We start from the raw sequence: 16,148 nt of genomic DNA on the forward strand, positions 1-16,148 counted from the left end.
GGCCCTCAATGTCAAGGCCCCGGAGCCAAACAACGCGATCAGACGCTCCGCCGGTTTCTTCGCCACCAGACGAAGAGCACCCCGCATAGCGCCAGGGCGAGCCCATACCAGGTAATCGCATACTGCAAATGGCTGTTCGGCAGATCGATACGCGTCACGCCGCCCACGGGCAGTCCACCGGGATTGGGCGCGTCGTCGGCATCGACATAGAATGGCAGCACCCGGGCCGTGTCAGGCAGTCCCGCCGTGCGTGCCATCGTTTCGATATCCTTCCAATAGAAGATGTTTTTGCTGATATCATTGTCAGGAACGATGAAGGACGGCTTCTCCTCAAGTCCGTTGCGCGCAAGACCGCTGATGCGCACGCCGCCAACGATCTGCCCTTCAGCGCGCATTTCCGCCTCCTTGCGGTCGAAAGGCACGAACCCGCGATTGACGAAGATGAATCGCCCGTCCTCGAGCCTGAGCGGTGTGTGGACGAAATAGCCCGACTGCCCCTTCCAGGTCGCGAAATAGTGTCGTTCGCCCGCATGCCGAAACGCCCCCGCAACGCGCACGGGCCGATATTCCACATCACCGGTCTCCGCATAGACACGCTCGATGCTGGCGAGATCCGCTGGCTCTGCGTTGATGCGCGCCTCGATCTGCGCAAGCAACGCCTCTTTCCATTGAAGCCGCTGTACCTGCCAGGTCCCGAGCGCCAGAAGGCAGGCGAGCACCACAAGGCTGAGAAGCAGCAGCAGCCAGGTAAGGCTCGATCGGGGGGATTTCATTTCAGTTACGGCCATTATCGTTCGAGCTCTCCTTGCTCCGCCTTGTTGCGATATTGCAGCGCTATCAGCAGGCCCTTCATGAGGCGGAGAGCCGTGAGGCAAAGAACAAGCGCAAGCGGGATCCAGAGGAGAAAGTGAACCCAGAGCGCAGGTCCGAGGGACACTTCCATCCACAGAGCCAGCCCCACGACCAGAAAACCGATGATCAGGATAACGAACACTGCCGGTCCGTCGCCGGCATCGGCAAAGCTATAGTCCAGCCGGCAATTGTGGCATCCTCGTCCCACGCTCAGAAAACCGGCAAAGAGCCGCCCTTCCCCGCAGCGCGGGCAACGACCGCCAAGCCCGGCGCTGACCGGATCAACCGGCGGCCAGATCGCCTGATCGACGACAGGCTCGTCAACTTGTGTGTTGTTCTGTCGCTCGGTCATGTCGTTTCAATCCCGCGTCAAACCAGGGAAAGATATACTGCCCGGCTGGTTGCATGTCCGTGCGCTCTAGCATGGCAGCGCCAGCCCGGTCGACACCGCCTCATGACGCAGCCCACGGATAGGACGAGAATGCGTCCCAAAAAAGAACGTGACTTGGCCAAAAAAAGAAAGCGGCCGGGTTTCCCCAGCCGCCTTTCGCATTCTCACACTGCCTTGTCAGCCGTGTGCAATCGTCGCGCCCGCAGAGGCCCAAACATAGACGAAGGTGAAGAGGAAGAGCCACACCACGTCAACGAAGTGCCAGTACCATGCAGCCGCCTCGAAACCGAAATGATGCTTCGGCGTGAAGTCACCAGCCATGGCGCGCAGCAGGCAGACCAGAAGGAAGATGGTGCCGACGAACACGTGGAAGCCGTGGAAACCGGTCGCCATGTAGAAGGTCGCACCATAGATCGAATCGGAGAAGGCGAACGGTGCATGCATGTACTCATAAGCCTGAACAAAGGAGAACAGCACGCCGAGCGCCACGGTTAGAGCCAATCCCCACACGAGGCCCTTGCGGTCGTCTTCAAGCAGCGCATGGTGAGCCCAGGTGACCGTCGTTCCGGACAAGAGCAGGATGATCGTGTTGTAGAGCGGCAGGTGGAAGGGATCGAGAACCTCGACGCCTGCCGGCGGCCACACGCCTCCGGTGAATTCGGCGCGCGTTGCCTGCACCGCCTCGCCCGGGAACAGGCTGGCATCAAAGAACGCCCAGAACCACGCCACGAAGAACATCAGCTCCGAGGCGATGAACATGATCATGCCGTAGCGCAGATGGAGCGAAACGACGCGGGTGTGGTGACCCTCATGCCCCTCGCGAATGGTGTCGGCCCACCAGGAATACATGGTGAAAAGCACCAGGAAGAGGCCGATCAGGAAAAGCCAGAAATTGGTCGCGGCGAGGTCCACACCGAAAATGGTGAACTCAGAGCCGTTGAGCGCCTTCATCCAGGCGATGCCGCCAATGGACATGATCAGGGCGCCAAGCGAGCCAAGGAACGGCCATGGGCTCGGGTCGATGATGTGATAGTCGTGATGTTTTGCGTGCGCGTCGGCCATGTCAGCCCCCGAGATTCTCGTTCTGATTGGTGTTGGTCTTGGGCGCGGCAGCCACCGGCGCCTTCTTCTCAAGCGGGAAGAATGTGTAGGAAAGCGTAATCGTTTTCAGGTTCTTCAACTCAGGCACGTTGACGATCTCCGGGTCGACAAAGAACACGACCGGCATGTCATAGGATTGTCCCGGTTGCAACTCCTGTTCCGTGAAGCAGAAGCACTCGACCTTGTTGAAATAGGCGCCGGCCCGCGCCGGCGACACGTTGAAGGTCGCCGTGCCCGACGTGGGCACGTTGGAAAGGTTCCGTGAAACGTAGGAAATCTGCTTCGTCTCGCCCAGACGCAGCGTCACTTCACGCTGTTTCGGCTGGAACTCCCAAGGCACGCCGTTCGTATTGGCGTCAAACCGAACAGTGATGGTCTGGTCCAGAATCGTATCGGAATACTGTTCGACACGTTGAGTGGTGCCGCCATAACCCGTCACCTGGCAGAAGAGCTGGTAGAGCGGTACGGCTGCGTAGGCCATGCCCACCATGCCGCCCACCACGGCAACGCAAAGGATCGCTGCATTGCGATTTCGATGCCCTGCTGTCTCTTTCCGGTTTTCCGGCTTGCCACTCATGTCAAACCTCACATCGCGCGCTCGAACAGGCCCGGCCCGAGCTTGGCCAGGCTGCCGACATAGACGAGCACAACGAAGACAGCGAGTGCGATGGCAAGGGCGATGTTGCGCTTGCGGCGGGCCTTCAGCTGCGCTTCAGTCGGTTTGAGAAGGTCTTTGTCCATCATCTCACCTCAAGAAACCAAACCAAGGCTGGCAAGCAGCCGGTCGGCGAGAAGCGCCGTGAACAGGACGAAAAGATAGAGCAACGAATAGCCGAAAAGCGCCTTGGCGGGTTTCATGCTCGTATCGCTTTCCGGCATGCGCAGCACCTGCCAGGAATACCAGATGAAGCCGACGCCCAGGATCGCGGCAACAGCTCCAAAGGCAAAGCTCGCAAAACCTGCCACCACCGGCAGGATACCGCTTGCGGCGAGAAGCAGCGCATAGATGAAAATCTGCTTCTTGGTCGTGGCATGTCCGGCGACATTGGGCAGCATAGGAATGCCCGCGCGTTCGTAATCGCCCGATTTGAAAAGCGCCAGCGCCCAGAAGTGCGGCGGCGTCCACAGGAAGATGATGAGGAAGAGCACGAGGCTTTCCATGCTCACCGTGCCGGTGACCGCGGCCCAGCCAACGACCGGCGGCAGCGCGCCCGCGGCACCGCCAATAACGATGTTCTGCGGCGTCGAGCGCTTGAGCCACATCGTGTAGATCACGGCGTAGAAGAAAATCGTGAAGGCCAGCAGCGCTGCGGCCGTCCAGTTGGCCATCAGGCCGAGTGTGGCCACGGAAAACGCCGAGAGCACCAGACCGAAGCCAAGCGCCTCGCCCGGCGTGACGCGACCGGCCGGAACGGGCCGGCGGGCCGTGCGCCCCATCACCGCATCGATATCGGCGTCATACCACATGTTGAGCGCGCCCGAGGCGCCCGCACCAACGGCGATGGCCGCGATGGAGATGATCGCAAGCAGCGGGTTCGGCACCCCAGGTGCCATCACCATGCCCACAAAAGCCGTAAAGACAACAAGCGACATCACGCGCGGCTTCAAAAGCGCAATGAAATCGCCGGGTGCGGCCTCGGAAAGGCGCAGCCCCGTATCGTCCATATGCTCCTGATCAACCAACGCCATGGTGTGCCTTCGTTCTGTTAATCGGCTGCGCGGCACATTCGAAGACGGGCCGCGCAACCTTCACGCTTTGAATTTGCCTGCGATCAGCGGATCTTCGGCAGCTGTTCCCACTGGTGGAAAGGCGGCGGCGAAGAAAGCTGCCACTCGAGGGTCGTCGCACCCTCGCCCCATGGGTTGGCGCCAGCCGGACGCTTCTTGGCGAATGCCTCGAAGACACCGAACAGGAACACCAGCACACCAATGGCCGCGAGATAGGAGCCGTAGGACGACACCATATTCCAACCGGCAAACGCGTCCGGATAGTCGATATAGCGGCGCGGCATGCCGGCCAGACCCAGGAAGTGCTGCGGGAAGAAGATGACGTTCACGCCGATGAAGGTGATCCAGAAGTGAACGCGGGCGATGAACGAGTTGTACATGTAGCCGGTCATCTTCGGGAACCAGTAGTACCAGGCCGCGAAGATTGCGAACACGGCACCCATGGAAAGCACGTAATGGAAGTGTGCAACCACGTAGTAGGTGTCGTGCATGGCGCGGTCGAGACCGGCATTGGCAAGCTGCACGCCCGTCACACCGCCAACGGTGAACAGGAAGATGAAGGCGATGGCCCAGATCATCGGCGTGCGGAACTCGATGGAACCGCCCCACATGGTGGCGATCCACGAGAAGATTTTCACGCCCGTCGGAACCGCGATCACCATCGTTGCGAACACGAAATAGCGCTGCGTGTCGAGCGACAAGCCGGTCGTGTACATGTGGTGCGCCCACACGATGAAGCCTACCGCTCCAATGGCGACCATGGCGTAGGCCATGCCGAGATAACCGAAGATCGGCTTTCTCGAAAAGGTCGAGACAATGTGGCTGACAATGCCGAAGCCCGGCAGAATCAGAATGTACACTTCCGGGTGACCGAAGAACCAGAACAGGTGCTGGAACAGGATCGGGTCGCCGCCGCCTTCAGGCGCAAAGAATGTCGTGCCGAAGTTGCGGTCAGTCAGAAGCATGGTGATGCCGCCGGCCAGAACCGGAAGCGACAGAAGCAGAAGGAACGCGGTGATCAGCACAGACCAGGCAAACAGCGGCATCTTGTGCAGCGTCATGCCCGGAGCGCGCATGTTGAAGATCGTGGTGATGAAGTTGATCGCACCGAGGATCGACGAGGCACCGGCGACGTGGATCGAGAGGATGGCGAGATCCATTGCGGGACCAGGCTGACCGGACGTCGAAAGCGGCGGGTAGATCGTCCAGCCACCGCCCGTACCATAGGCACCGGCCGGGCCCTGAACGAAGAGCGACATGAGCAAAAGGATGAATGCCGGCGGGAGCAGCCAGAACGAAATGTTGTTCATGCGCGGGAACGCCATGTCCGGCGCGCCGATCATGATCGGCACCATCCAGTTGGCGAAGCCGCCGATCAGCGCGGGCATGACCATGAAGAAGATCATGATAAGGCCGTGCGCCGTCGTGAACACATTGAACATGTGCTTGCCGGCATCGATGGCTGCATCGCCCTCGAAACCGTAGACCATGGCGGCAAGGCCATGGAAAATCTGGATACCGGGCTCCGCAAGCTCCCAGCGCATCATGACGGACAGGAAGCCGCCGATGATGCCCGCACAAATTGCGAAGATCAGGTAGAGCGTGCCAATGTCCTTGTGGTTGGTGGAATAAACCCACCGGGTCCATCCGGTTGGCTTGTGATCGCCATGGGCGTCATGGGTTGTAGCGCCTGCCATTTCCTACCGCTCCATTTCCTCTCTAGACGTCAGCCGGCTCATTCGCCAGCAGACGCAACTTTCGTATTGCCCTCGATTGCGGCCATCAAAGCCTTGTTGGCGCCGGCGAGGTCTTCACCGGCGGCTGCAATCCAGGTGTCATATTGGTCTTGAGCCACAACGCGGATGGCAATCGGCATAAAGGCGTGATCCTTGCCACAAAGTTCCGAGCACTGGCCGTAATAAAGGCCTTCCTTCTCGGCCTTGAACCAGGTCTCGTTGATGCGGCCGGGAACGGCGTCGACCTTGACGCCGAAAGCCGGCATGGCAAACGCGTGAATCACGTCGCTGGCCGTCACGAGGACGCGCACGGTGGTGTCGACGGGAACAACGACTTCATTATCCACGGCCAGAAGACGCGGATAGACGGATTTGTCTTCCTTACCGGCATCGGCGCGTTCGTCTTCCTTAAGCATAAGAGAGCTGAAGGAAACGGGCTCTTCAAGCTGGTATTCGTAGTCCCAGTACCACTGCACACCCGTGGCCTTGATGGTGAGGGCTGGTTCCTCCTCGGGCGTGTACTGCGCCGTCAGAAGCTGGAACGACGGCACCGCCAGGAACAGCAGCACAATCACCGGACCAACGGTCCAGATGACTTCGATCAGCGTGTTGTGGCTGGTGCGCGACGGCGTGGGATTTGCCTTTGCGCGGAAACGCAGGATGCACCAAGCCAGCAAGGCCATCACCAGAATGGTGATCGGCACGATGAACCACAAAGTGTATTCCTCGAACCAGGTGATCTCATGCATGATGCCGGTTGCGGCCGGTTGAAAGCGCATCTGCCAAGGCTCAGGTTGCGCAGCAACGGCGCCCGTGGCGAGAAACGGCAGAGTGGCAAGGCCAACAGCGATATTCTTCATAACCCTCGTCATCTCCCGTGGCGACACGGCAAGCCGGAACGTCCGGTTTTGCCGCAAAGGGAATTCTGGCTTTTTATAGGCGCGTTCAAACCATACTCTCATTTGAACCGCAAGGAAGGCGTTGGATGCGACGTGCGGCATTTTTGCGCCCCTTCGGCAGGCTCATACTGCCGTCCACGTTGAAAGTGCAATAGCACAAAACGCCCGGGCGTCCCATTTCCGTCGGAATTGCCCGCAAATGTCATTATTGTTTTCGCGTAATCGGGTTTTCCCAATCTTTTGCCGAAGCCCTCCCTTTTCGCCAACTGCAATCGCAGGATAAATTGCCCTGATTCGTACGGGAGCCAGGAACCATGAGCACGTCCTTCCTCAAATGCGCCGCTGCAGCGCTCGCGATGACCGTTTTCCCCGTCATGGGCGCGCACGCGCAGCAGAGCGGCACGGTTCGCTCGACTCATGGCGCCTGGTCCATCCTCTGCGACACGCCCGCCGGCGCCTCCAGCGAACAATGCGCGATGATGCAGAATGTCGTTGCCGAAGACCGGCCAGAAATGGGGCTTTCAGTCGTCGTGCTTCGCACCGCCGACGGAAAGGCGGAAATCCTGCGTGTTCTGGCTCCGCTCGGTGTGCTCTTGCCAAATGGCCTCGGCCTCAACGTGGACGGCAAGGATATCGGTCGGGCCTACTTCGTGCGCTGTTTCCAGGATGGCTGCTACGCCGAGGTGATCCTTGAGGAGCAGCTTGTGGAAACCTTCAAGATCGGCCAGTCCGCGACGTTCATCGTCTTCCAGACCCCGGAAGAAGGCATTGGCATCCCCGTTGATCTCAACGGTTTTGCTGAAGGTTTCGAAGCCCTGCCCCGCTAATCGCGGAACTTCCTGTCCAAGCCGCACTGGATTGCGTGCCCGTGCTCCCTTAAATGAAAGGGAGTTTCGACAGGATATTGTTCATGACCGCCAAATCGCTTCTCGACGCCTTCGACTGCTCGCCCGATCGCCTGAAGACGCTCCTTGCCGACACGATCCGTGGCGCGGATGACGGAGAACTCTTCCTTGAATATCGGGAAGGAGAAGCGCTTGTTTTCGACGATGGGCGCCTGAAGACCGCGAGCTTCAACACCGATCAGGGTTTTGGCCTGCGCGCCGTTGCCGGTGAAGCCTCGGGCTATGCCCATTCCAGCGAGTTGACGGAAGCTTCGCTGCGCCGCGCCGCCGACGCCGTTTCCACCGTCAAGGACGGATATTCGGGCAAGCTCGCCACGGCTCCCGCCGGCACGAATCAGCGTCTTTATGGAGACGAGAACCCGATCACCTCGCCGGGCTTTGAGGAAAAAGCGAAGCTCCTGCAGGAAATCGATGGCTGGCTTCGTGCGAAAGACCCGCGCGTACGGCAGGTCACCGCGTCGCTCGCCGCCTCATGGCAGCATGTGGAAATCCTGCGTGCCGACGGCCAGATCGCCCGCGACATCCGCCCGCTTGTGCGCGTCAATGTCTCGGTCATGGTCGGCGATGGCGACCGGCAGGAAACCGGCTCCTACGGCATGGGCGGACGCAAGAGTTTTGGCGAGTTTCTGGCCGAGGATTCCTGGCAGTTCGCCGCCGGCGAGGCGCTTCGCCAGGCGCTCGTCAATCTGGAAGCCGTTCCCGCGCCTGCCGGCACCTTCGACATCGTTCTTGCCAATGGCTGGCCGGGCGTGATGTTGCATGAGGCCGTGGGTCATGGTCTCGAAGGCGACTTCAACCGCAAGAAGACCTCCGCCTTTGCCGGCCTGATGGGCGAGCAAGTCGCCGCCAAGGGCGTCACCGTTGTGGATGACGGCACCATCTCGGAGCGCCGCGGTTCGCTCACCATCGATGATGAAGGCACGCCGTCGGGCCGCAACGTGCTGATCGAGGACGGAAAGCTGGTCGGCTACATGCAGGATCGCCAGAACGCCCGCCTGATGGGCATGGCACCCACCGGCAACGGTCGGCGCGAATCCTACGCGCGCGAGCCCATGCCCCGCATGACCAACACCTACATGACGGGCGGCGACAAGACCCCTGAAGAGATCATCGCCTCGGTCAAAAAAGGCATCTATGCAGTGTCCTTCGGCGGCGGTCAGGTGGACATCACCTCCGGCAAATTCGTGTTCGGCTGCACCGAGGCCTATATGATCGAGGACGGCAAGGTCACCCAACCCATCAAGGGCGCGATGCTGATCGGCAATGGACCAGATGCCATGCACCGCGTTTCCATGGTCGGCAACGACATGAGCCTCGACAATGGCATCGGCATGTGTGGCAAGGCCGGACAGGGCGTGCCCGTCGGCGTCGGCCAGCCACATCTGCGCATGGACCAGATGACCGTGGGCGGCACGCAGACCTGATGGATTACCGGCGCATCGTCATACTCACCGGCGCGGGTGTCTCTGCCGAATCGGGCGTGGACACCTTCCGCGACAAGAACGGGCTTTGGTCGAAGATCGACTACCGTGACGTGGCAACGCCGGAGGGTTTCGCCGCCAATCCCGCCCTGGTGCATGAATTCTACAATATGCGCCGGCGCAGGATCGCTGAACTGGAACCCAACGAAGCCCACCGCGCACTCGCCCGGCTGGAGCGCGACTTTGCAGGCGATGTGCTGCTCGTCACCCAGAATATCGACGACCTGCACGAACGCGCCGGCTCCAAAAACCTCATCCATATGCATGGCGAACACCGAAGCGCACTCTGCACCCATTGCGGCGGTCGCAGCCCATGGGACGGCGATATGTCCCTTGATTCCCCCTGCCCCGCCTGCGCCATGGTTGGGCACCTGCGCCCCGATGTCGTGTGGTTCGGTGAAATGCCCTATCAGATGGAGCGCATCTACGGCGCTCTGCGCTCTGCCGATCTCTTCATCTCCATAGGCACGTCCGGCAATGTCTATCCGGCAGCACAATTCGTGCAGGAAGCCGGCCGCCATGGGGCACATACGATCGAACTCAATCTCGAACCTTCCGATACGTTCGACGATTTCGACGAGGCCATTCACGGCCCGGCAAGCCGTGTTGTGCCCTCCTATGTCGACATGCTTCTGAAAAGCTGATCAGCGCCGCTTCGGCTTCTTCTCCAGCAGTGCCACCGCTTCCACATGCGGCGACCAGAGAAACTGGTCGATCGGCACCACGCGCGTGAGCCGATAGCCTCCTTCCACGAGGATCGCCAGATCCCGCGCCAGCGTGCCCGGATTGCACGAAACCGCAGCCACCCGTTTCACACTGGAACGTGCGATCTGCCGGCACTGAAACTCGGCCCCTGCCCGCGGCGGGTCGAACACCAGCCCGTCGAACTGCGCCAGTTCCTTCGCCAGCAGTGGACGATGAAAAAGATCGCGTTTTTCCGCCGTCACCGGCTTCAAAGAGGGCCATTGCCTTGCGGCAATATCGAGCGTGGCAAGCGCAATCGCATCGCCTTCAGCCGCATAGACCCGTGCCTTCTGCGCCAGCCGCAGCGCGAATGTGCCGCTGCCGGCGAAGAGGTCGGCAACATGCTTGCACCCATCAAGATGGCGGCCCACCAGCGCTGCCATCGCCTCTTCCGCGGCAAGCGTGGCCTGCAGAAAACCCGCCGGCGGAATGGCCACCGGCACCTCACCGAACATCACGCTCGGCTTCTGGCCCTCCACGATGATCTCGCCATCAGCCGAAAGCCGGGCAAATCCTTTTTCAAGCGCCAGATCGATCACTGCCCGGCGCTGTTTTTCACCGAGCCGTCCCGCGCCCACCGCTGCAATGTCGAGCCCGGAGCGGGTTTCCGTAACCGTCAGGTGAAAGGGTTTCGGCGTCGCCGCGATGGCCTTGGCGAGGACCCGCAAATCCCCAAGCGCGGCGACAATACCGGGTGTTGCCACCGGGCATTCCTCGACCACGACGATGCGATGGGATTGCGCGGCATTGAAGCCCAGAAGAACGTCCGAACCCAATCGCCTTGCAGTGAACGTCACACGGCGGCGCGAATGCGGCGGGCAGACAAGCGTTTCATCGACTTCGGTCTTTATGCCGCGTGTTGCCAGCGCGCTCACCACTTTCTCGCGTTTCCAGGCGAGATAGGCTTTATCCTCGAGGTGCTGCACCGCGCAGCCGCCGCAATCGCCAAAATGCCGGCATGCCGGCTCCACACGCTCGGGCGCGGCCTCGCGCAAAACCGTCTTTGCGGCACGCCCCTTGCGCAGTTCCGCCTCAACCACTTCGCCCGGAAGCGCAAACGGCACATAGGCAGGTCCCGTGGGTGTAAGCGCAACGCCATCGCCCTGTGCTCCCAGATGATCGATCGTCAGCGTTTCGCTCATTGGTCCTTGCGTCCGGCCAGTAGAAATTCGCGGTTTCCGTCTCCGCCTTCGATGGGTGACGGCGCAAGCCCCACGGCCCGCCAGCCGGCATTCGTCCCCAGCCATTTTTCCAATTCTGCGGCGATTTCGTCGGCCTGCGCCGGATCGCGCAGCAAACCGCCCTTGCCGATGGCCTCGCGGCCCGCCTCGAATTGCGGCTTCACGAGAAAGATACCACACGCCCCTTTTGCCGCCAGCGCAAGGGCCGGCGGCAATGCGAGTTTGAGCGATATGAAACTGACATCCGACACCAGAAAGTCCGGCACGCGCCCATTCAGCTCATCCTGGGTGAGATGGCGGGCGTTCACGCCTTCGAGCGAGGTCACGCGCGGATCGCCGGCTATGCGGGCATCCATCTGCCCCGTGCCCACGTCGATGGCGGTCACATGCACGGCACCGCGCTCCAGAAGTACCTGTGTGAATCCGCCCGTTGAAGCTCCGATATCGAGCGCCTGGCAACCGGTCGGATCGAAACCAAAAATATCGAGACCATGGAGCAGTTTCAGCGCCGCGCGGGACACATAGGCGCTGGCCGGATCATCGACCACGATCTTGACCGCAGGGGTAACCGTCTGCCCGGGCTTTTTCGCCGGCGTTCCGTCCACCTTCACCGTGCCGCGCAGGATTGCATCGCGCGCCCGCGCGCGGCTGGCAAACAAGCCCCTATCCACGAGAAACTGGTCGAGCCTCATCCGGCCATCTCTTGATGGGCGTTGTGCGGGTTCGGTCGAACGCGGTCAGGCACGCGCTGCGCTTTCCGCACGCTGGCCCAAGGCCGCAAACACCGTGTGGACAATCGCGCCCGCATCGAGCCCGGCATCCTCCACCATGCGCTCGGGCTTTGCGTGGTTGACGAAACGGTCGGGCATGGCCATCGGCCGCACCTTCACGCCGCTTTCAAGCAAGCCCTCATGCGCCATGAAGTCGAGCACATGCGAGCCGAAGCCGCCGATCGCGCCTTCTTCGATGGTGATCAGCACCTCATGCTCCAGCGCCAGTCGCCGGATCAGCGCCCGGTCAAGCGGCTTTGCAAACCGCGCGTCGGCCACGGTCGTCGAAAGGCCTGCTGCATCCAGCTCGTCCGCCGCCTTCAAACAGTCCTCAAGCCTGCTTCCGAGCGACAGCAGCGCCACTTTGGATCCCTCGCGTATCACGCGCCCCTTGCCGAGTTCCAGCACCTCGCCGCGTTCCGGCATCTCCACACCGACGCCATTGCCACGCGGATAGCGGAAGGCGATGGGGCCCTGATCGTGTTCGGCGGCGGTGCGCACCATGTGCCGCAGCTCCGCCTCGTCGCTTGCTGCCATCACGACAAAATTCGGCAGGCTCGCCAGATAGGTGATGTCGAAAGCGCCACAATGGGTGGGGCCGTCCGCACCGACAAACCCCGCCCGGTCAATGGCGAAACGCACTGGCAGGTTCTGCAGCGCCACGTCATGCACCACCTGGTCATAGCCGCGCTGCAGAAAGGTCGAATAGATCGCCGCAAACGGACGCAGGCCCTCGGTGGCCAGTCCGGCTGCGAATGTCACCGCGTGCTGCTCGGCAATGCCCACATCGAAGGTGCGCTCCGGAAACTCCTTCTCGAACAGATCGAGCCCCGTGCCCGACGGCATCGCAGCCGTTACCGCGACGATCCGCTCGTCCTCGCGCGCTTCCTGAACCAGCGACTGGGCGAAAACCTTGGTGTAGCTCGGCGCATTGGCAGGCGCCTTGGCCTGCGCGCCGGTGATGACGTCAAACCTGTTCACGCCGTGATATTTGTCGGCCGCGGCCTCGGCTGGCGGATAGCCTTTGCCCTTTTTCGTCACCACATGGATGAGCACCGGTCCACTGCCGTTGTCGCGCACGTTTTTCAAAACCGGAACGAGATGTTTCAGATTGTGCCCGTCGATCGGGCCGATGTGAAAGAAGCCCAGCTCTTCAAACAGCGTGCCGCCCGTCACATAGCCGCGCGCATGTTCCACCGCGCGCGTAATGGCGCGGTCGATCCCTTCACCCAGATAGGATGTCAGCTTCTTGCCCAGGTCGCGCACACCCTGATAGGTGCGCCCCGAGGCGAGGCGCGCCAGATAGGCGCTCATCGCGCCCTGCGGCGGGGCAATGGACATGTCGTTGTCATTGAGAATGACGATCAGCCGCTCGCCCAACGCCCCCGCATTGTTAAGAGCCTCATAGGCCATGCCGGCCGACATGGCCCCGTCGCCGATCACCGCAACAACATTGCGCTTTTCGCCTTTCAGCCGATGCGCGACGGCCATGCCCAGGCCCGCCGAAATGGAAGTCGACGAGTGGGCCGTGCCGAAGGGGTCGTATTCGCTCTCGGAGCGTTTTGTGAAACCATAGAGCCCGCCTTCCTGGCGCAGAGTGCGGATGCGCGCGCGCCTGCCGGTCAATATTTTGTGCGGGTAGGCCTGGTGGCCCACGTCCCAGATCAGCCGGTCGGCCGGCGTGTCGAACACATAGTGCAGCGCCACGGTCAGTTCGACCACGCCGAGCCCGGCACCAAGATGCCCACCGGTCTTCGAAACCGCATCGATCAGTTCCGCACGCAGCTCGTCGGCAAGCTGGGGGAGATCATCCTGCGAGAGTTTTTTCAAATCGGCTGGCGTGCCAACCGCGTCAAGGAGAGGAGTGTCGGGCGGCGATTTCACGCGCGTCACCTCGGCTGTTTGCATCACTTCGACATAGGGCTTCAGCCGCACAAAGTAAACGCGATGAGATGAAACAGTACAGTTTCATTGAAACTTGGTCTCACCACTTTTGAATACAAAACAACCTCCGTACAAACAAATGTACAGAGGCTGCCGCGCTCGGAGTTACTCTGATCTCAGGCCTCGTCGATCTCAGGCCTCGTCGAGCGGTTCACTGCCAACAGCCTGCCCCTCGCGCGACAAGCGGATCTTCTCAACCTTGTCCTCAGCGGATTTCAGCAGCAGGTCGCAGTGCTTTTTCAGGGCCTCACCCCTCTCATAGATCTTGATCGACTGGTCCAGGGGCACATCGCCACGCTCCAGATCCTCAACGATCTTCTCCAGCGCTTCCAGTGCCTGCTCGAAGCTCATGCTCTTGATGTCGTTGTTGGCTTCTTCGGCCATCTCTCACCCCTTCAACAAACGGCCGACATGCGCAGCGACCGACACGGAAAGTCCCTGCAGGTCGTACCCACCTTCAAGCAGACTGACAAGGCGCCCCTGTGACAAACGGTCGGCCCGTTCCATCAGAACGCCGGTCGCCCAGTCGAAATCCTCGGCTTCCAGATTGAGTTCAGCCAACGGATCGCGCCGGTGTGCGTCGAAACCGGCAGAAATGATGATCAGATCCGGTGAAAACCGATCGATCGCTGGCAGTAGTTTTTCATCGAACGCCTCGCGAAACGGCGCGGAACCCGAACCGGCGGGCAGCGGCGCGTTGACGATGTTGCCGGCGCCCGTCTCATGGGCTGCGCCTGTGCCCGGGTAAAGCGGCATCTGATGCGTCGAGCAATAGAGCACACTCGGATCGTCCCAGAAGATGTCCTGGGTTCCATTGCCGTGATGCACGTCCCAGTCGACGATGGCGATGCGCTCTGCACCGTGTTCCTTCTGCGCGTGGCGGGCCGCGATGGCCGCATTGTTGAAGAGGCAAAAGCCCATGGCCCGGTTCTTCTCGGCATGATGGCCGGGAGGACGCCCCGCGACGAATACGTTCCCGGCCTCGCCGGAAAACACGTCGTCGACACCGGCCACAGCACCGCCAATGGCCGTAAGAGCAGCTTCAAGGCTCTTCGGGCTCACGGTGGTGTCATCGTCGATCACCGCAAGCCCCTCATCCGGTATGCTGGCTTTAACCTTTTCAAGGTGTTCAACGGGATGCGCCAGCAACACCACCTGCTCATCGGCCCGAGGCGCTTCGAGCCGCTCGAGATAGGCGAAAGGCTCGTCGTCCAACCGGTCGACGATCACACGCAGACGGTCGGGCCGCTCCGGGTGGCCCGGCGGCGTTAGGTGCTCACGGCAGATCGGATGGGTGTAGAAACGGGTTCTCATTCCCCAAGTGTAGTGGTCAAACCATGGCTTGGCCATGACGGGAAGTGGTGCGTGGGGCCCATGTCAACAGGGTTTCACCCAGCTGGTTTTGCAGACGCCGCACCAGTGCGGACACCCACCGTCTCCAGTGCCCGTTCCTTCAGTTCCCGGAATTGCTTGGATGCATTGCTCAGCCGCTCATCCCACTCGCGATTGGGTGTCTGTCCTTCGATAACCTTGAAATAGACGGACATCAGCGCAGCAATGGCAAATGGCTCGATGAGTGCCGCCTTTACCGCCCAGGCAAACACGATCGCCAATACAAAGGCCCATCCTGCCAATTGCCCCGGCATGGCATAAAGGATCGCGCCCGCCGGTGCCAGCATGACTAGGAAGACAACAAAGGTCAGAAGCCACATGAAGAGCGCCAGCCAGACGGCGTTCTTGAGCATGGTCTTGCCATTCTGCGCATAGAGCACCACGCCCTGCCGAGCCGTTTCGAACGGTGTGCTTGAACCGATGCGAATATTATAACCGAGAATGATCTCGTCCACATAAGTAAGCGCAATGCGGATCACCGTGTTGACGAAACGCATCAGCGTGTCGAGGCCTGGAATGGGCAGAAAGCCGGCAATCCCGCCCAGAAGTCCGGTCAAAACGCGAATCACGCCTTTTACGAGCTGGTCGAGAACGAAAAGCACATTGGCCTCGGCAAAACGTGCCGTCACTTCCTGGCGTGCATAGGTGATCTGGCTCTTGCCATCTGGCACATCGCGCCCGTCGATCAGATGCACCATTACGGCGATATGGCCGGCCTTGACGATGTAGAGGATGTATTCGCGGATCCAGTAGACAATTGCGGAGACCAGGCCAAATCCGACAATCCCGCCCCAAAGCGCGAATGTACCGGGGCCGCCGGGGTCCGTGGAGATGTGGCCTACACCATAACCAACCCCAGCCCCGGTCCCCGTAGCAAAGATATAGGCAACGGTAATACCGAAATAGACCACCATGCGCAGCACGATGAAGGGCCATGTCCGACCCATGATCGCGAGCGTCCTGCCAATATCGAAATCCCACATGAAACAGCCCCCAGCACGTTGCCGGAAGCATGACCGATGAC

At 60.9% G+C, this 16,148-nt stretch carries 17 protein-coding genes; 3 read left to right on the top strand and 14 right to left on the bottom strand.

What is annotated here, in order from left to right:
• Positions 1–38: 38 nt before the first annotated feature.
• From H7H48_RS04355 to coxB, 8 genes are all read right to left on the bottom strand, one after another.
• A complete protein-coding gene (locus tag H7H48_RS04355; protein WP_229447565.1) occupies positions 39–788 on the bottom strand; it encodes an SURF1 family protein in 750 nt (249 codons plus the stop codon).
• Positions 788–1,204: a DUF983 domain-containing protein gene (locus tag H7H48_RS04360; protein WP_229447566.1), complete on the bottom strand. Its 417-nt coding sequence runs from the start codon at positions 1,202–1,204 to the stop codon at positions 788–790. The genes H7H48_RS04355 and H7H48_RS04360 overlap by 1 nt, the downstream gene beginning before the upstream one ends.
• A 216-nt stretch (positions 1,205–1,420) precedes the next feature.
• A complete protein-coding gene (locus H7H48_RS04365) occupies positions 1,421–2,305 on the bottom strand; it encodes a cytochrome c oxidase subunit 3 (RefSeq protein WP_229447567.1) in 885 nt (294 codons plus the stop codon).
• Between the two features lies 1 nt (position 2,306).
• Positions 2,307–2,921, bottom strand: coding sequence for a cytochrome c oxidase assembly protein (locus H7H48_RS04370; RefSeq protein ID WP_229447568.1), 615 nt, complete (start codon positions 2,919–2,921; stop codon positions 2,307–2,309).
• 8 nt (positions 2,922–2,929) lie between these two features.
• Positions 2,930–3,085, bottom strand: coding sequence for a hypothetical protein (locus H7H48_RS04375; protein ID WP_229447569.1), 156 nt, complete (start codon positions 3,083–3,085; stop codon positions 2,930–2,932).
• 9 nt (positions 3,086–3,094) lie between these two features.
• Complete coding sequence (locus tag H7H48_RS04380; protein ID WP_229447570.1) at positions 3,095–4,033, bottom strand: heme o synthase; 939 nt, start codon at positions 4,031–4,033, stop codon at positions 3,095–3,097.
• A gap of 83 nt (positions 4,034–4,116) precedes the next feature.
• Positions 4,117–5,769, bottom strand: a complete 1,653-nt coding sequence (gene ctaD, locus H7H48_RS04385) for a cytochrome c oxidase subunit I (RefSeq protein ID WP_229447571.1) — start codon at positions 5,767–5,769, stop codon at positions 4,117–4,119.
• 38 nt (positions 5,770–5,807) lie between these two features.
• On the bottom strand, positions 5,808–6,668 hold the full coding sequence (gene coxB, locus H7H48_RS04390) for a cytochrome c oxidase subunit II (RefSeq protein ID WP_229447572.1): 861 nt from the start codon (positions 6,666–6,668) through the stop codon (positions 5,808–5,810).
• A 395-nt stretch (positions 6,669–7,063) separates the two neighbouring features.
• On the opposite strand from coxB, the gene H7H48_RS04395 reads away from it, so the two are divergent.
• The 3 genes from H7H48_RS04395 (at position 7,064) to H7H48_RS04405 (ending at position 9,737) form a co-directional block, all read left to right on the top strand.
• Complete coding sequence (locus tag H7H48_RS04395; protein ID WP_229448101.1) at positions 7,064–7,534, top strand: invasion associated locus B family protein; 471 nt, start codon at positions 7,064–7,066, stop codon at positions 7,532–7,534.
• Positions 7,535–7,617: 83 nt separating this feature from the next.
• On the top strand, positions 7,618–9,036 hold the full coding sequence (gene tldD / locus H7H48_RS04400; RefSeq protein ID WP_229447573.1) for a metalloprotease TldD: 1,419 nt from the start codon (positions 7,618–7,620) through the stop codon (positions 9,034–9,036).
• Positions 9,036–9,737 carry an NAD-dependent deacylase gene (locus H7H48_RS04405; RefSeq protein WP_229447574.1) on the top strand — a complete coding sequence of 234 codons (702 nt, stop codon included), beginning with the start codon at positions 9,036–9,038 and terminating at the stop codon, positions 9,735–9,737. The genes tldD and H7H48_RS04405 overlap by 1 nt, the downstream gene beginning before the upstream one ends.
• On the opposite strand, the gene H7H48_RS04410 is transcribed toward H7H48_RS04405, so the two are convergent.
• The 6 genes from H7H48_RS04410 to H7H48_RS04435 all read right to left on the bottom strand — a co-directional run bounded on the left by H7H48_RS04410 (position 9,738) and on the right by H7H48_RS04435 (position 16,107).
• Positions 9,738–10,979, bottom strand: coding sequence for a class I SAM-dependent RNA methyltransferase (locus tag H7H48_RS04410; protein WP_229447575.1), 1,242 nt, complete (start codon positions 10,977–10,979; stop codon positions 9,738–9,740).
• Positions 10,976–11,710: a TlyA family RNA methyltransferase gene (locus tag H7H48_RS04415; protein WP_229447576.1), complete on the bottom strand. Its 735-nt coding sequence runs from the start codon at positions 11,708–11,710 to the stop codon at positions 10,976–10,978. The genes H7H48_RS04410 and H7H48_RS04415 overlap by 4 nt, the downstream gene beginning before the upstream one ends.
• 45 nt (positions 11,711–11,755) lie before the next feature.
• Entirely contained in the window at positions 11,756–13,696 is a 1,941-nt protein-coding gene (gene dxs / locus H7H48_RS04420; protein WP_229447577.1) for a 1-deoxy-D-xylulose-5-phosphate synthase, read from the bottom strand.
• A 168-nt stretch (positions 13,697–13,864) separates the two neighbouring features.
• A complete protein-coding gene (locus H7H48_RS04425; RefSeq protein WP_229447578.1) occupies positions 13,865–14,116 on the bottom strand; it encodes an exodeoxyribonuclease VII small subunit in 252 nt (83 codons plus the stop codon).
• Between the two features lie 3 nt (positions 14,117–14,119).
• Entirely contained in the window at positions 14,120–15,046 is a 927-nt protein-coding gene (locus H7H48_RS04430) for a histone deacetylase family protein (protein WP_229447579.1), read from the bottom strand.
• Between the two features lie 74 nt (positions 15,047–15,120).
• On the bottom strand, positions 15,121–16,107 hold the full coding sequence (locus H7H48_RS04435; RefSeq protein ID WP_229447580.1) for a hypothetical protein: 987 nt from the start codon (positions 16,105–16,107) through the stop codon (positions 15,121–15,123).
• Positions 16,108–16,148: the final 41 nt, after the last annotated feature.

The sequence above is a fragment of the Nitratireductor sp. B36 genome, from assembly GCF_020833685.1.
In the GTDB taxonomy this organism is placed as follows: domain Bacteria; phylum Pseudomonadota; class Alphaproteobacteria; order Rhizobiales; family Rhizobiaceae; genus Nitratireductor.

Excerpts from the sequence above, each read along its gene's own strand:
- H7H48_RS04355 (WP_229447565.1), bottom strand. The coding sequence starts at position 788 with ATGGCCGTAACTGAAATGAAATCCCCCCGATCGAGCCTTACCTGGCTG.
- H7H48_RS04360 (WP_229447566.1), bottom strand. The coding sequence starts at position 1,204 with ATGACCGAGCGACAGAACAACACACAAGTTGACGAGCCTGTCGTCGAT.
- H7H48_RS04365 (WP_229447567.1), bottom strand. The coding sequence starts at position 2,305 with ATGGCCGACGCGCACGCAAAACATCACGACTATCACATCATCGACCCG.
- H7H48_RS04370 (WP_229447568.1), bottom strand. The coding sequence starts at position 2,921 with ATGAGTGGCAAGCCGGAAAACCGGAAAGAGACAGCAGGGCATCGAAAT.
- H7H48_RS04375 (WP_229447569.1), bottom strand. The coding sequence starts at position 3,085 with ATGGACAAAGACCTTCTCAAACCGACTGAAGCGCAGCTGAAGGCCCGC.
- H7H48_RS04380 (WP_229447570.1), bottom strand. The coding sequence starts at position 4,033 with ATGGCGTTGGTTGATCAGGAGCATATGGACGATACGGGGCTGCGCCTT.
- ctaD (WP_229447571.1), bottom strand. The coding sequence starts at position 5,769 with ATGGCAGGCGCTACAACCCATGACGCCCATGGCGATCACAAGCCAACC.
- coxB (WP_229447572.1), bottom strand. The coding sequence starts at position 6,668 with ATGAAGAATATCGCTGTTGGCCTTGCCACTCTGCCGTTTCTCGCCACG.
- H7H48_RS04395 (WP_229448101.1), top strand. The coding sequence starts at position 7,064 with ATGACCGTTTTCCCCGTCATGGGCGCGCACGCGCAGCAGAGCGGCACG.
- tldD (WP_229447573.1), top strand. The coding sequence starts at position 7,618 with ATGACCGCCAAATCGCTTCTCGACGCCTTCGACTGCTCGCCCGATCGC.
- H7H48_RS04405 (WP_229447574.1), top strand. The coding sequence starts at position 9,036 with ATGGATTACCGGCGCATCGTCATACTCACCGGCGCGGGTGTCTCTGCC.
- H7H48_RS04410 (WP_229447575.1), bottom strand. The coding sequence starts at position 10,979 with ATGAGCGAAACGCTGACGATCGATCATCTGGGAGCACAGGGCGATGGC.
- H7H48_RS04415 (WP_229447576.1), bottom strand. The coding sequence starts at position 11,710 with ATGAGGCTCGACCAGTTTCTCGTGGATAGGGGCTTGTTTGCCAGCCGC.
- dxs (WP_229447577.1), bottom strand. The coding sequence starts at position 13,696 with ATGCAAACAGCCGAGGTGACGCGCGTGAAATCGCCGCCCGACACTCCT.
- H7H48_RS04425 (WP_229447578.1), bottom strand. The coding sequence starts at position 14,116 with ATGGCCGAAGAAGCCAACAACGACATCAAGAGCATGAGCTTCGAGCAG.
- H7H48_RS04430 (WP_229447579.1), bottom strand. The coding sequence starts at position 15,046 with ATGAGAACCCGTTTCTACACCCATCCGATCTGCCGTGAGCACCTAACG.
- H7H48_RS04435 (WP_229447580.1), bottom strand. The coding sequence starts at position 16,107 with ATGTGGGATTTCGATATTGGCAGGACGCTCGCGATCATGGGTCGGACA.